General features: G+C 53.6%; 14 protein-coding genes and 1 riboswitch. Of the genes, 8 read left to right on the top strand and 6 right to left on the bottom strand.

Annotation, left to right across the window (positions count from 1 at the left end; all coding sequences use genetic code 11):
* Positions 1 to 3 precede the first annotated feature (3 nt).
* The gene (locus tag KB236_06955; GenBank protein UIF28293.1) at positions 4 to 258 is read left to right on the top strand and encodes a zinc ribbon domain-containing protein; all 255 of its coding nucleotides are present in this window, start codon (positions 4 to 6) and stop codon (positions 256 to 258) included.
* A gap of 4 nt (positions 259 to 262) precedes the next feature.
* Positions 263 to 775: an O-acetyl-ADP-ribose deacetylase gene (locus KB236_06950; GenBank protein ID UIF28292.1), complete on the top strand. Its 513-nt coding sequence runs from the start codon at positions 263 to 265 to the stop codon at positions 773 to 775.
* A gap of 92 nt (positions 776 to 867) precedes the next feature.
* Here the strand turns inward: KB236_06950 and KB236_06945 are convergent, their stop codons facing one another.
* Entirely contained in the window at positions 868 to 1,062 is a 195-nt protein-coding gene (locus KB236_06945; protein UIF28291.1) for a hypothetical protein, read from the bottom strand.
* A gap of 263 nt (positions 1,063 to 1,325) precedes the next feature.
* Between KB236_06945 and KB236_06940 the strand changes: the two genes are divergently transcribed.
* Positions 1,326 to 1,496 carry a hypothetical protein gene (locus KB236_06940; GenBank protein UIF28290.1) on the top strand — a complete coding sequence of 57 codons (171 nt, stop codon included), beginning with the start codon at positions 1,326 to 1,328 and terminating at the stop codon, positions 1,494 to 1,496.
* A 759-nt stretch (positions 1,497 to 2,255) separates the two neighbouring features.
* On the opposite strand, the gene KB236_06935 is transcribed toward KB236_06940, so the two are convergent.
* The 5 genes from KB236_06935 to KB236_06915 form a co-directional block, all read right to left on the bottom strand.
* Positions 2,256 to 2,618, bottom strand: a complete 363-nt coding sequence (locus KB236_06935) for a hypothetical protein (protein UIF28289.1) — start codon at positions 2,616 to 2,618, stop codon at positions 2,256 to 2,258.
* Between the two features lie 45 nt (positions 2,619 to 2,663).
* Positions 2,664 to 3,353, bottom strand: coding sequence for a thiaminase II (tenA, locus tag KB236_06930; GenBank protein ID UIF28288.1), 690 nt, complete (start codon positions 3,351 to 3,353; stop codon positions 2,664 to 2,666).
* Positions 3,354 to 3,377: 24 nt separating this feature from the next.
* Positions 3,378 to 4,031: an energy-coupling factor transporter transmembrane protein EcfT gene (locus tag KB236_06925; protein ID UIF28287.1), complete on the bottom strand. Its 654-nt coding sequence runs from the start codon at positions 4,029 to 4,031 to the stop codon at positions 3,378 to 3,380.
* Positions 4,028 to 5,437 carry an energy-coupling factor ABC transporter ATP-binding protein gene (locus KB236_06920; GenBank protein UIF28286.1) on the bottom strand — a complete coding sequence of 470 codons (1,410 nt, stop codon included), beginning with the start codon at positions 5,435 to 5,437 and terminating at the stop codon, positions 4,028 to 4,030. The genes KB236_06925 and KB236_06920 overlap by 4 nt, the downstream gene beginning before the upstream one ends.
* Before the next feature lie 518 nt (positions 5,438 to 5,955).
* Positions 5,956 to 6,510 (bottom strand): ECF transporter S component, encoded by a 555-nt coding sequence (locus KB236_06915; GenBank protein ID UIF28285.1) that lies wholly within the window; start codon positions 6,508 to 6,510, stop codon positions 5,956 to 5,958.
* An 87-nt stretch (positions 6,511 to 6,597) separates the two neighbouring features.
* A riboswitch (TPP riboswitch) is annotated at positions 6,598 to 6,689 on the bottom strand.
* A gap of 214 nt (positions 6,690 to 6,903) precedes the next feature.
* On the opposite strand from KB236_06915, the gene KB236_06910 reads away from it, so the two are divergent.
* From KB236_06910 to KB236_06890, 5 genes are all read left to right on the top strand, one after another.
* Positions 6,904 to 8,076, top strand: coding sequence for a serine hydrolase (locus tag KB236_06910; GenBank protein ID UIF28284.1), 1,173 nt, complete (start codon positions 6,904 to 6,906; stop codon positions 8,074 to 8,076).
* Between the two features lie 246 nt (positions 8,077 to 8,322).
* Positions 8,323 to 9,489, top strand: coding sequence for a serine hydrolase (locus KB236_06905; protein ID UIF28283.1), 1,167 nt, complete (start codon positions 8,323 to 8,325; stop codon positions 9,487 to 9,489).
* Positions 9,490 to 9,729: 240 nt separating this feature from the next.
* Positions 9,730 to 10,545: a Cof-type HAD-IIB family hydrolase gene (locus KB236_06900; protein ID UIF28282.1), complete on the top strand. Its 816-nt coding sequence runs from the start codon at positions 9,730 to 9,732 to the stop codon at positions 10,543 to 10,545.
* Between the two features lie 85 nt (positions 10,546 to 10,630).
* Positions 10,631 to 11,923 carry a PTS transporter subunit EIIC gene (locus tag KB236_06895; GenBank protein UIF28281.1) on the top strand — a complete coding sequence of 431 codons (1,293 nt, stop codon included), beginning with the start codon at positions 10,631 to 10,633 and terminating at the stop codon, positions 11,921 to 11,923.
* Positions 11,904 to 12,713, top strand: a complete 810-nt coding sequence (locus KB236_06890) for an alpha/beta hydrolase (protein ID UIF28280.1) — start codon at positions 11,904 to 11,906, stop codon at positions 12,711 to 12,713. Before KB236_06895 ends, KB236_06890 begins: the two co-directional genes overlap by 20 nt.
* Positions 12,714 to 12,750 lie beyond the last annotated feature (37 nt).

Genomic DNA, 12,750 nt, shown 5'->3' with positions numbered 1-12,750 from the left:
AACATGGCTGAAGACTTAAAGTTCTGTCCGCATTGTGGTGCGGCGGTGACGGCAACCGATGACCGGTGTCCCAAGTGTCACACGGACTTGCGGCCGTTTCGAACCGCACCGGCGGCAAAGGCGGACCCGCAAAAATTAAATTTATCCGCGCTCTATGCTAACCCGTACCGGGAGGGCATGAAGCGCCTGAAAGCACGAGAAGCCAAGGCGCCAGCGCCAACCAAGCATCGGTGGCACTGGCCGTGGTCAAAGGAGTGAGTATATGGCAAAGTTTACGGTGATTCATGGTGATATCACGAAGAGTCACGTTGACGCCATCGTTAATGCGGCCAATACCACGTTGTTAGGTGGCGGTGGTGTCGATGGGGCCATTCATCGCGCGGCGGGACCAGAGCTGTTCGCGGCGTGTGTGCCCTTTAACGGGTGCCCCACCGGCGAGGCCCGGATTACGCCCGGGTTTAAGCTACCGGCCAAATGGGTGATTCACACGCCAGGACCGGTCTGGCACGGTGGTGACCAGCACGAAGCCGAGCTACTAGCGGCCTGTTACCGGAATAGTTTGGCTCTGGCTGGCAAGTATGGTTGTCAGACCGTTGATTTTCCATCGATCAGCACGGGCGTCTACGCCTATCCGCTGGAAGAAGCGGCGGGAATCGCAACGCAGACCATCGCGACGGCTTTGGCCCACACGACAACTGTGCAATCGGTTCGGTTGGTGGCCTTCGATGAGACGACCGCGGCCGCTTACCGCACGGCTTGGGAAGAAGTTCAATAATTAAAAAGTGCGCCAAACCAGCTCAACTGATTTGACGCACTTGTCTTTGCAAAAAGGAAACAGAATTTGTAAACTTATTCGATGAAACTGGCTTAATTCGGCTTGGTGGCGATTAGACTCTTCAAGGCACTTTGTTCGTCACTCGTCGGGGCCAGTTCACCTGACTTGATTGCATGGTACTTTTCGACTGAAATGCGTGAGCCGAAAGCCATTTCGCCATCAGTTTTATCGTATTTCTTTTGGTAGGCGATGATTGCTTCAGCAAGATCATTTAATTCTTGACTCATTAATATCCCTCCAAATGATAATCCAGATTACTGCTTACGTTTATTATACTAAAGTTTTGCAAAAGCGGTGAAATAACCCTCGATATCTGCAAGTTTTTTTGTATTCTACTTGATGAACGGGCCAAAATTGCGTAAACTTATACCCAATATAACAATTCCTGTCGATTAGTTAGAAAATTGTTAACGCAATTTGGCCAAGTTGTCATGACTCTGTGACATTCAGGGCTTAAGCTAAGCGGTAAAAAGGTTAAAGAGGTGTTAGGATGAATCTTAGGCGTGTCATTTCGAGTTTGACCGTCGCAGTGGTTGTGTTAGCCATTGTGAGTGGGTTTTCCTGGTTCACCATGGGGAAGCGAACGGTGACGCACGTGGTCACCCACGCCGAAGCCGTCAACGTCATGCGGACCCACGCCTCGCAGATTCGTCTAAAATAACGCGGGAACACGCCGCCACTGGGGCCGGGTAACCGGCTGTGTCACTTTAAATTTCGGTAATCATATTGATTACATGACTACAGTCTCTTGTAGTTTATCAAGCAGGGAAACGGGCTAACTTCGGTTAGTCCGTTTCTTTTTGATCTGAAATAAATTTGGTGGGAATAAAAGAAAGTGATAAATGGCCGCCTTACCGTTCGCCAAATCTGGGCTGGAACGCTGGGGAAGGGCCGGGCCAAGCCTGAAGGAGCGGTCTTGGCCCTCGCTTGGAACCACCACATCCCGGTGTTTCCAAGACACCCATTTCTAGCTGGTAACCCGCCAGCTAGAAATGCCCCGGCTGAGCTCAGATTTGACTCACTCACGGCTAGATTGATGGCGAATTTTACTATTGTTCATTTTCTTCGGACCAAACAGGAAGGTTCTACTGGATTGCCTGCGATACCGTGTTGCTGGTTAATCATAGCCGGAGGAGGCCAGGGATGGAGCCAGCCGTGATGGCAAAGTTAGCTGGTGTTTTTCAACCAGGTTACTTTTCGGGACGACCTTGGAGACGTGATTTTTCGGCTCCAAGGCGAGGGGCAAGACCGCTTTGTGGCTTGCCCCGGTCCCCACAACAGGCGGAATCCCTGGCAGCCGCAGGCGATTGTCGTCATTTGGCGAACGGTAAGGCGGCCAGGCTCGTGTGATTTTAAATTGTGCGGACAAATAAAATCGCGCGTTCCGACAATGGGAACGCGCGACGTTTAGCTGTAGAAGTTAGAAGTGGAACCATTCGCTCTGGTTGCGGCGAACCTCACCGCGTAAACCGAAGAAGTAGACCATGAACGCGGCCACAAGCACCGCCAAGACAATGGTCCAGAACCACGCCTGCGTGTGAATGAAGGTGAAGTACGCAAACCCTAAAGTGCTTAAGGCAATCAAAACCAGATTGACGGGCAGATTCTTGCTGTGGATGAAGGCGATCGCTAAAGCCAAGACCACCGCGCCACCGAACATGTCGTCGCCGGATAGCCGACTGCCTAAACCGTTGAATAACGCATAAATCTCAATCAGGAGCCCCAGTAGCAAGGCCAGATAACCAAAAGACTGTAAGAATGTTAATTGTCGTAATCTTTTCATTGCCGACACCTACTTTCTCTCGTACGGTGCCCTAATTATACCGCATTACTTTTCGACTGAAAAATCTGACGGATCCGTTGCGTCAGGCAGGGCCCATGTCTCGTGATCGAGGGCCATTTGCCAGAAGTTTAACTCGTACCAGCTGCTACGCTTAAAAATTGTCAGGAGTTCCGCTTGGTTGGCCGGTGTCGCGACGCGGTTGGCCAGCGCCAATTGATCGGCCATCATACCGGTGTAATCGTCGGCGTCGTAAGTGTTTAGCCAATCCTGATAAATCGGAACGGGTGAACCGGCCTGAGCCAGCTCTTGGCCAATCTCGGCGTAGAGCCAGTAACAGGGCAAAAGTCCCGCCACAGCGCCCGCCGGACCGGCCGTGGCCAGTGCGCGATAGAGGTGGCTGGTGTAGGCGTAGCCGGTGGGCGCGATGGGGGTGGCCGCTACTTCATCCGCCGTGATGTGTAGGCGGTCAAAGAACGTTTGCCGCACCGCGATTTCCCCCTGGCGGAGGTGTTCGGCTCCGGCATGTAGCTGTTGGACAACCAGCGGATCGGCACTCTGGTCGGCGGCGAGGTCGTGGAGCTTGCCGAATTCTTGGAGATAGTAATGATCCTGAATCAGGTAGTAGCGAAACGTCACCAGCGGTAGGGTTCCCGCGCAGAGTTGGGTGATAAAGGGATGGTGCTTGGAAGCCGTCCAAGACGCCAAGGTCGCGGTGTGTGCTAAGTCAGTAAACATGTCAAAACTCCTTTAGTCATGAAATTAGGGGAGACCAATGAACAGCCCCAGTTGAACCAATACTAGGCTCCCAGCGAATAACCACCAGTCGCGGGCCACTAGGGGCACCGTTTCGGCGTGGGTTCGTGGTGCGCCTTCCACAAAGCCGTGAGAGGTCATCGCGGCGGCGATCTGGTCTGACCAGTTCATGGCGGCCAGGATGACTTTGAAATACAGTCGGGGCGACCACACGTGGAGCATCTCGCCGCGCATCAGTGCGGCGGCACGAACGGTGGCCACTTCCGCCTGAATCTTGGGCATCAGGTTAAAGGCCGCCAGAAAACCGTAGGCGAACTTGCTGGGCAGCTTGGCGTTTTGTTCCAGCGAATGAGTAAGCCAAAGCGGATTGGTGGTTAGCGTGAACCAGCCTCCCATGTAGACGTACACGAACATCCGTGTAAAGAGAACCAGCAGGAAATGATTGGATGCGTTTCCTCGGAGCATCAGTGACCAGACCAAGGTGCTAGCGAAGATCAGAGGTATTAGCGTCAGCCAGAACAGTCGCCGCCAAGCGATGTGGTTGACGAGCATCAGACCGAGGCTGACCACAATCAGGGCCACATTGACGCTCCAGACCTGAGTGAAGGAAACCTCCAGCGCAATCAGCACCAGTAAGGCGAGTTTGAGTGAAGGATTCATGCACTCACCCCCAGATACGTGAGGTGTCGGTCGGCGAGTTGTAAATGTAGGTCGACCAGATCGTCTAAGCCGCTGAGCTGGTGGCTGATTAAAACTAACGTGAGGTGAAGATCACGCTGAACGGTCGTCAGAATGTGCATGACGACTTGAATGGACGCGTAGTCGAGGCCCTTGAGCGGTTCGTCTAGGAGCAGAACCGCCGGCGCCATGATGAGCATGCACAGCAGTTGAATCTTTTTCTGTTGTCCGCTGCTGAGTGAGTAGAGGACCTGATCTTCACGCCCCGCAAGATTTAACTGCTGCAGGAGCTGTTGGATTCGGGTCGGCGTGAAGTAGGTGTTATTTCCGTATTTTTGCGATAACGCCAGTTCCTCAGCGACGGTGACGTTGAGAAATTGAGCGGAGGCCGCCTGAAACATCAGGCCGACTTGCCGGGCGTAGTGACGTTTACGAATCTTCTTAATGTCGGTGTCGCGGTAGGTGATGTTCCCTTGATAGCGTCCCAACCGTACGAGGGCCTTGAACAACGTGGACTTCCCACTGCCGTTGGGGCCGGTGATGAGTGTCGTCCGGTGTGCGTACAGCCGCAGATCCTGTGGCGTCACTAGCTGGCGATCACCGTGAGCCAGCCCCAGTTGATGTCCGTGTAAGCAAACGGTCAGTTGGTCGGCCGGCAGTTGAACGTGGGTGAGTTGGAGGCGTTGCGGAGTAAAGGCGGCGAACCGGGCACGCGTTTCCGCCGTAGACAGTAGGGTGAGGTGTCCATCCGCCAAGACGGCCAGATGGTCGACCCACTGCTGATAGCCGCTTAGGTCGTGATCGGCGAGGATAATCGTCTTGCCCCGTTGCGTGCAGAGCGCGACCAGCTTCTCGAGTAGGACCAGTCGAGTGGGCGGATCGATGCTGGCGAAGGGTTCGTCCAACAGGATGACGTCGCTGTTCATGGCCACGATGATGGCTAACGCGACCTTCTGTTGCTCGCCACCGGATAGCTGCATGAGCTTGCGGTGGGCGAGATCCGTGATGCCCACAAAGGTCAGGGCGGCGGCGCTTCGATCGGCGATCTCAGCGGCCGGAACCTGCTGATTTTCCAGAGCAAACTGCAACTCGTTGGTCACGGTATCCATGGTGAACTGCGTGCTGGGTTCTTGAAACAGCATGGATACCGCACTGGCGCGCTTGCCCGGAGCAATGGCACTGAGCGGTTGGCCGTCAAAGGTGATGGCTGAACTGGGATCTGGTAAGAGGCCCGCAATTAATTTAAGCAGTGTGGATTTCCCGCCACCGGATACACCGGTGAGCAGGGAGAACTTACCTGCGGGAAAGGTACCGGACAATTGGTCCAGCACCGGGCGCGACTGCTTCGGGTAGGTGTAAGTGAGTGATTGTACCGTGACGGTTGCCAAATGAATTCCCCCAATACTTAACTTTGTCTTTTTGCGTTTTGTCGCCTGCGGTGGTTAGGGTTCCGCCTGCGGTGAAGACCGGAGAAAGCCACAAGAGCGGTCTTTCTCCTCGTTTGGGAGCCATGGTGCGTGTCTCCCAAGCGTCTGGTTAAGTAACCTGGCCCAAAACGCCAGCTAACTTAACGTTCACGGCTAGCTGCACCCTAACCCCCTCCAGCTAGGCGACGAACCGAGCAACTTGTAATTGTCGTACCCATGAGTGTGTACGGCAATGTCCTGCCGAGGGTAATTCGTGGCATTGTTGCTCTTGCCGTAGCCGAAGGAGGCCGGGGATGGAGCCAGCCGTGGGTGCAAAGTTAGCTGGCGTCTTTCAGCCAGGTTACTTTGCTGGACGAGCTTGGAGACTCGCGGTTTTGGCGAGGCTTCAAGTCGAGGACCAAGACCGCACTGTGGCTTGGTCCGGTCCCCACAGCAGGCGGAATCCCCGGCAGCCACAGGCGGTAAACAGAAGATGCAGGTTAGTTCTTCAGAACGTGGGCGCGGACCAACAAGTTGTTGATGAGCTTGGTCAGTACGCCCCCGAAGAGGAAGATGGAGACGAACCGGACGCCGACCAGCAATAGCAGTAACGGTAGATGGTAAGCCGCGTACCCGTTGCGTACCAGGTCCCAGGCAAAGGTGACGATCGTGGTCGTCAGCGCGCTAAGAACGAGTGTGAACCAACCGTAGCGTTTGTACCCGGTGCAGATGAAGCCAAGTTCGGAGCCAAATCCCTGAAGGATGCCGGAAATTAACGTGCTAGCGCCCCATATGCCGCCCAGAAACATTTCAACTATGGACCCTAGCAACTCACCTAACGTGGCCGCGCCGGGAATCCGAATGACAAAGCCGGCAAGTGGCCCCGCCATGACCCAGATGCCAATGACCAATTCATTAGCCAGTGGAGACAGGCCCACCGGCGCCAGCGCCGCCTGAAGAATCGTGTAGACCGGCCCGATTGCCCAAAAGATGATGCCCATAAAGATTGCAATAATTGTCACCAAAATAATATCTCGAATATGCCAATGTTTCATAAACAGTCGCCTCCAATAATTTTAGACGCTGAGGGGTCACCAAGGCTAAAAAAATCCCCACTAAAGACACTTAGTGGGGGTCATTGATAGCTATGGATTACGCGTTCCCTTCGCTGGTATTAACCAGAGCAGGTTCAATGGGTTTGATCTCAGCCGCGATGGCACCCCAGTCGTATTTGATTAATTTCTAGCTTAACGAGTTTGCTGGGGAATTGCAACCGTGACCGAAAAAAATCGTTTTCAGTCTATAAGCAGTTGCGTGGCGCAATAGTTTTTACAAATGCGTTACATCTACAACTATGCTGGTCAGAACAACTATCGCCAATCAGAAAAGAGTGTTAGTCTAATCATTAGTCAGCTTAATTATTACGGAATAGGAAGGATTCAAAAATTATGCGTAAAGTACAGATGAACCGCGGCCTGATCGCCTTTGCTGTTGCGATAACGATCGGCGGCGTGGTCGGTCCAGTCGCCCCCGTTTCAGCGGCAACTCGCTACAAGACTGTCAGTACCAAGTCAATTAAGAAAACGGCTTACCACAAGAAGAGTCGGCGCGGGGCCATCTTTAATAAGACCCACACACGTAAGGTCATTAACCTAACTGCTCACCCCAATACCACGTGGTACGCGACCAAGCGGGCCACGTTGAAACACGGGAAGACCAAGGGCGTTTACCTTTACGTTAAGAATCGCCAGGGCAGCGTTAAGGGCTGGATCTGGCACAATTACCTGAAGAAGGGCAAGGCCCCCTTTGTTCTGAGCAAGGCCAAGGCCGCCGTGGCAATGGATGCCAAGACGGGCAAGGTGGTTTGGTCCAAGCACGCCAATACGGCGCGGCCGATTGCCTCCGTTTCCAAGTTGATGACGCTGTACCTGACACTGAAAAAGATCGATGGCAAGTCTAGTAACTGGAATCACAAGATTAAGATAACCAGTCGTGGCTTGGTTTCCATGAGCCGAAGCGCGGCGTACGGCGGGTTTCATTTTAAATTAAACCATAAGTACACGGTCCGTCAGCTCTACTATGCGGCCTTCCTGGATTCCTCAAACAACGCGGCGATTGCGCTGGGGCAGTGGGTCTCTGGCAGTAACGGCAAGTTCATTCGGAAGATGAATGCACAGGCTAAGACCTGGCACTTAGGCAAGGCCCACTTCGTTTCTGCGTCTGGTCTGGAGAACAGCGACTTGCGGTCGTACGGGTACGCCTATGGCAAGGCCAATGCTAACAAGGTTTCCGCTAAGGACGTGGCGCTGATTGCCCGGCACCTCATCACCAACTATCCGCGGGTCTTGAAGGACGGCAAGATTGGTTCGATGAAGGTTAATGGCCAGACTTGCCATAACTACAACAACCTACTGAAAGGCCGGAAATACTATCAGGCCTCATTGAAAGTGGACGGTTTGAAGACCGGCTACACGCCGTTGGCTGGATACTGTTTCACTGGGACGGGCCACAAGTCTGGCAAGCACCGGGTCATTACGGTCGTCCTGCACGATGAAAATGAATTCACGGAAACACGGTCACTGATGAATCATGCTTATGGTTTGCGGAGCATGAATGATTAAGATTAATGTCTCAAATGTCGACTCGGAGAAATAACTGAGTCGGCATTTTTTTCGTGAAATGAGGGTGCCCCGCAACCACTCGGTGGGATAAAGGTAAAACGATTGCGTTGTTAAGCCGCCAAGCGGTGGATTACGATAAAATTACGTCCCCAACAACTAGATTACAAAGTCTTGTTAGCTCTTGCTGACAAGATATTTGGCATGGTAGGCTAGTCGATAGTGATTAGAAGAGGGGAATTACATAACATGAAAATGTCAAAGCTTAAAGGCGCGCTGGTGGCCTTGCTCTTTACGGTGACGCTAGGGGCCGCCGTGAGTGTTCAAACGACCGCAGATGCCGCCACGTATACGACCGTCTCGAGTAAGACCGTCAAGAAGACGGCTTACCACAAGAAGAGTACGTCGGGCGCTATTTACAACCAGGCCCATAACAAGCGGATTGCCACGATGAAGGGGTATCCGAACACCACCTGGTACGTGACGAAACAAGCCACGTTGAAGCACAGCAACTCCAAGGGCATTTATTTCTACGTGTCCAACAAGGGGGGTTCGGTCAAGGGCTGGATCTGGCACGGTTACTTGAAGAAGGGGAAGGCACCGTTTGGCCTGAAATACGCCAAGAACGCCGTTGCGCTGGACTATACCACCGGTAAGGCTGTCTGGTCCAAGAGTGCCAATACGGCGCGGCCGATTGCCTCCGTGTCCAAGTTGATGACGCTGTATCTGGTCTTGGATAAGATTGATAGCGGCTCTGGTAAATGGACGGATATCGTGAAGACCAGTAATAGCGGCTTAGTTGCTATGGGGAACAGTGCCAGCTGTGGGGGCTTCAAGTTCTACAGTAACCACAAGTACACGGTCAAAGAATTGTACGATGCCGCACTATTGGATTCATCCAACAACGCCGCTATCGCGCTGGGCCAGTGGGTCTCTGGCAGTAACGCCAAGTTCATCAAGAAGATGAATGCTCAGGCGAAGAGTTGGGACTTAGATAAGGCCAGTTTCGTCTCGGCTTCTGGCTTGGAAAATAGCGATTTGAAGGCATTTGGCTACAGCTACGGTAAGGCCAATGCAAACATGGTCTCCGCTAAGGACGTGGCGTTGATTGCCCGGCACCTGATTCAGGACTACCCGCGGGTCTTAACGGACGGTTCCGTGGGCTCCAAGACGGTGAATGGTCAACTCTGCTACAACTACAACAACATGTTGCCTGGCCGAAAATACTACAAGTCCAGTCTCAACGTGGATGGCTTGAAGACGGGGTACACGCCGCTCGCTGGTTACTGCTTCGTCGGGACTGGTCAGAAGACCGGTAAGCACCGGGTCATCACGGTCGTCCTGCACGATGAAAATGAATTTACGGAAACGCAATCCTTGATGAACCACGCTTACAGCCTGGGGATGGATGCGTAGACCTAACTGAATAATCTGGAAAGTCACGCCGGTCGTCGCTGGCGTGATTTTTTTACATGATGGTTTTTGTGGGCAACTAATTTAGCCAATAATTACCACGTAAACAAGTCGTTTACCCTATCGAGAACGCCGTCAAACCGGCGCTGGTTTTATGATTTTATTTGTAAGGTAAATGCGTTGTACTCGGGGTTCTGGTCAGGTATGCTGGAGGTATCTTCTTTTCAGAAAGGGTGGAGACGAATGCGACCCAAGGTGATTGCGACGGATTTGGATGGGACATTTTTAGATGATACGGGACACTACGCTGTTGCACGGTTTGATGCGCAACTCGCGGCCTTGGCCCGCCAAGAAATACGGTTTGTCGTGACCACTGGTGACCCGCTCGACCACGTCCAGGCCCTGTTTGCCCCCTTACGTCACCGGGACGCCTTGACCTACATCGTCGAAGATGGCGCGTTAACCGTGACGGGACGGGGGGAACAACTGCAGTTGCAGGCGATCTCCAAGGCTGACTGGCGCGCGGCGGTTAGCTGGTTGCAGACCGCACCAGTGATGGCGGGGTGCTTCGTCATCGCTTGTGGCCGGGATCGGGCGTACACCGAGCTTGCGGCCACCAGTCAACGGTTTCACGAATCGCAGGCCTTTTATCCCAGTCTGACCAGCGTTGCGGATCTAACGCAGGTGACCGATGCAATCCTCAAGCTGGACGTCACCTGGTTGGAAACGACCGTGAGCGCACAAGTTGCGGCATTCAATCAACATTTTCGGAACCGCTTGGTCGGCACCAGTAGCGGCCTAGGCGGGATGAATGTGACGTTACCGCTGGTCAGTAAGGCGACCGCACTACTTGCCCTTGGCCAGATATGGGGCGTCTCGCCGGATCAGATGGCTGCGTTTGGTGATTCGGGAAATGACCACGCTATGCTTGAGATGGTGGGGCAGGGCTTTGCCGTGGCCAATGCCGATCCGGCTATCGTGACGGGGCCGATTAATCGGCTAACGGCTACGAATCAACAAGGGGCCGTGAGCCAGCAAATTGAGGCGTGGTTAGTTTAGGTGACTGCCACACTAACTGAGTAGCTTGATTAATCCGTGTCAGCCCTTTTGCCGTACAATCGGCGGTGTTGAGGGGATGATAACGTTGGCTGAACAAACAAGCGGCTTAGGTCGCCACCTCATAGGAGTTGAAATTAAGTTTCGTCGCAACCGGCAGATGCGCGCCATCTACCATGCGTTGCGGCTCATCTTTCCGTTAATTTTAGTGGGGACCCTAGCGGACTTTGTCAATCAGGCCTGGTTACAACGAAGCGGTTATTATTATCAGACGCTACACGTGGCCAAATGGGTGCTCCAGCTGAAACTGTGTCGGCAATATCTGGGCTTGTTGAGTGCCGGGACTCTCGGGATGACGGCAATCCTAGTGACTTTTGCGGTGAGCTTCTACTTGGTCGCACCGGCCACACCACTGATTGTGGACCGCTTAATGGCGGGGATTATTGCAATTATCACGCTCAAATTGCTCAATGTAAATCGTCAGTCGGTGCTGAGTAATCATCCGGTCGAATGGCTCTCAAACAACCTGGGCCTGTCGGGCGTCCTGGTCGGCGTCCTCGTGGGACTTGTCGTGGGCAACGGTTATCGGTGGTTGATTGATCATCGAAAGATGCCCCATCAACCTTTAGAGCAAAACGTGGGCGCGGTTAGCCTCTGGTTGTTAGTCTTGACCGGGCTGGGATTTCTGTGGATGAGCACGCAAACCACTAGCCTTAATGCGGCGCTCTTGGCGTTATCGCGTTGGCCGTTTCAGTTGCCCCATACGCTTGGGAGCTTGCTGGGCTTTGGTCTGTTGACTGGCGTTTGCCAGTGGTTCGGTATCTTAGGTCCCATTGCTAGTGTCGGCGGTCAATCGGTCGAGGCGGTCCAGAACTTAGCGGCCGTCTTGAATCACAGTGGCTGGCAAATTCCTCATCCCATCACGGTGCATACGGTCTTTGATGTGTATGCGACCAGTGGGGGACCCGGTATGGTACTTGCACTGTTGCTCGCCATATTTTTGGTACAGCACAACCGGCGACAACGGCAATTGGGCTGGTACTGCTTGGTTCCCACGCTGGGGAATTTCAACGCGCCACTACTGATGGGGCTGCCGGTTCTCTTTAGTCCCATTCTGTTGGTGCCCTTTGTGCTGACGCCACTGCTCTGCATCCTGATGAGTTGGGCGTGCTTGGTCCTTCAGTGGGTTCCTGCCGCGGCTTATCCGTTGGCAAATGGGACGCCGGGGATCTTGCAGGCCTATCTGGGCACCGGAGGCAGTTTAGCTGCGCTGCTCTTGTCGGTGGTGGAACTGCTGTTGAGTACGGCGATTTATTACCCCTTTGTGAAGTGGGCCAGCATAGCGGAGGAGGCGGTGAACCATGACCCGACGATTTCGTAGTGTTCTTGTGATTATCTTGGGCTTGGTTTTGCTGTGTGTGCCCGGATTTCTGTGGCGTCCGCAACAACGGACCGCGGTGCAGGCGACGTATCGGAGTCAAATGGCCCCCGTCTTCTTGGTCCCTGGTTCGAGTGCAACACAGAATCGCTTCAACGATCTGGTCGATGGTGTGAATCAGAAGACGGCGCATCGCCACAGCCTGTTACGGGTGGAAGTCATGACGGATGGAGCCCTGAAGTATACGGGCAGCATTCGGGCCAACGACACGCAGCCAATCATCGTGGTCGGGTTCGAGAATCACCACGATGGCTATGAGACAATTCAGAAACAAGCCAAGTGGTTTACGATTGCCTTTCAGGCTTTACAGCGAACGTATCACTTCAATCATTTTTCGGCCATGGGGCACTCTAACGGCGGGCTGGTCCTAACTATCTTCTTGGAAGATGACTTAGCGCGGACCAAGGCGCACGCCGATCGCCTGATGACGATTGCCTCGCCATTTAACCTCGAGGAACAAGATCAGAACGTCGATACGCCACTATTTAAACAACTCATCGCTGGACGAAAACGATTGCCCAAGGCGCTTACCGTGTACTCCATTGCGGGGAGTCAGGGGTATGCTGGTGATGGCATCGTGCCCTTTGACAGCGTGAACCGCGGAAAACTGATCTTCCAGGGGCAAGTTAAGAGCTTTACGCAAATGACGGTGACTGGCGCAAACGCCAATCATGCCGACTTGCCGGAGAATCAGCAAATCCTTGCGCTCATTCGTCAGGACCTTTTGGCATAGTCGTGGTTCACTTCACGGCCCGTAACGTGTAAACTAG

The sequence above is a fragment of the Levilactobacillus brevis genome (genome assembly GCA_021383565.1).
Taxonomy (GTDB): Bacteria; Bacillota; Bacilli; order Lactobacillales; family Lactobacillaceae; genus Levilactobacillus; species Levilactobacillus brevis_B.
The sequence above is the reverse complement of the archived record's forward strand: the minus strand, read 5'-3'. Positions and strand labels throughout refer to the sequence as shown.

Excerpts from the sequence above, each read along its gene's own strand:
- KB236_06915 (UIF28285.1), bottom strand. The coding sequence starts at position 6,510 with ATGAAACATTGGCATATTCGAGATATTATTTTGGTGACAATTATTGCA.
- KB236_06905 (UIF28283.1), top strand. The coding sequence starts at position 8,323 with ATGAAAATGTCAAAGCTTAAAGGCGCGCTGGTGGCCTTGCTCTTTACG.
- KB236_06940 (UIF28290.1), top strand. The coding sequence starts at position 1,326 with ATGAATCTTAGGCGTGTCATTTCGAGTTTGACCGTCGCAGTGGTTGTG.
- KB236_06900 (UIF28282.1), top strand. The coding sequence starts at position 9,730 with ATGCGACCCAAGGTGATTGCGACGGATTTGGATGGGACATTTTTAGAT.
- KB236_06945 (UIF28291.1), bottom strand. The coding sequence starts at position 1,062 with ATGAGTCAAGAATTAAATGATCTTGCTGAAGCAATCATCGCCTACCAA.
- KB236_06925 (UIF28287.1), bottom strand. The coding sequence starts at position 4,031 with ATGAATCCTTCACTCAAACTCGCCTTACTGGTGCTGATTGCGCTGGAG.
- KB236_06935 (UIF28289.1), bottom strand. The coding sequence starts at position 2,618 with ATGAAAAGATTACGACAATTAACATTCTTACAGTCTTTTGGTTATCTG.
- KB236_06910 (UIF28284.1), top strand. The coding sequence starts at position 6,904 with ATGCGTAAAGTACAGATGAACCGCGGCCTGATCGCCTTTGCTGTTGCG.
- KB236_06890 (UIF28280.1), top strand. The coding sequence starts at position 11,904 with ATGACCCGACGATTTCGTAGTGTTCTTGTGATTATCTTGGGCTTGGTT.
- KB236_06950 (UIF28292.1), top strand. The coding sequence starts at position 263 with ATGGCAAAGTTTACGGTGATTCATGGTGATATCACGAAGAGTCACGTT.
- tenA (UIF28288.1), bottom strand. The coding sequence starts at position 3,353 with ATGTTTACTGACTTAGCACACACCGCGACCTTGGCGTCTTGGACGGCT.
- KB236_06955 (UIF28293.1), top strand. The coding sequence starts at position 4 with ATGGCTGAAGACTTAAAGTTCTGTCCGCATTGTGGTGCGGCGGTGACG.